Source organism: Bacteroidales bacterium (genome assembly GCA_035353855.1).
Classification (GTDB): domain Bacteria; phylum Bacteroidota; class Bacteroidia; order Bacteroidales; family CG2-30-32-10; genus DAOQAK01.
The window spans coordinates 32,608-33,125 of the sequence record DAOQAK010000047.1; the positions used below are offsets into that span (position 1 = coordinate 32,608).

Consider the following 518-nt stretch of genomic DNA (forward strand, 5'->3'; position numbering starts at 1 on the left):
ATATGTAAAGGAATCCTTTCATTTGAGCCTCTCACCGGACTTGAACCGGCGACCTTCCCGACATTACATGTCGGGATGCTCTACCAACTTTATCTCGCCAATGGCGGATGAGCTTTCATGTATTGTTCCAAATATTTTCTGCTTTTGCATTTTTTCAATCTACGCTCTTCTGAACGAGCTTCATGAATGGTATCAAACTCCTTTGAAAATATCAAGCTCCATGGAATTCCTAATTTAGTAAAAGCGGTGTGACCTAAATTATGTTCATGAAGTCTTCGTTCCAAATCATTAGTTGAGCCTATGTAATACTTGCTAAGCTTTTCGCTTAATAATATGTAAAGGAATCCTTTCATTTGAGCCTCTCACCGGACTTGAACCGGCGACCTGCTCATTACGAGTGAGCTGCTCTACCAACTGAGCTAAAGAGGCAAATAAAAAAGTCGGAAATTATACCGACTTTTTTGTCGGGGTGAGAGGACTCGAACCTCCGACCCCCACGTCCCGAACGTGGTACGCTA

At 42.7% G+C, this 518-nt stretch carries 1 protein-coding gene and 1 tRNA gene; one reads left to right on the forward strand and one right to left on the reverse strand.

All coding sequences use genetic code 11. The features are described 5' to 3' along the window. Positions 1–238: hypothetical protein (locus PKK00_11860; GenBank protein HNW99096.1), on the forward strand; the 238-nt coding region annotated here is incomplete at its 5' end. 118 nt (positions 239–356) lie between these two features. On the opposite strand, the gene PKK00_11865 is transcribed toward PKK00_11860, so the two are convergent. Next, a tRNA-Thr gene (locus PKK00_11865) sits at positions 357–429 on the reverse strand. Between the last annotated feature and the right edge of the window lie 89 nt (positions 430–518).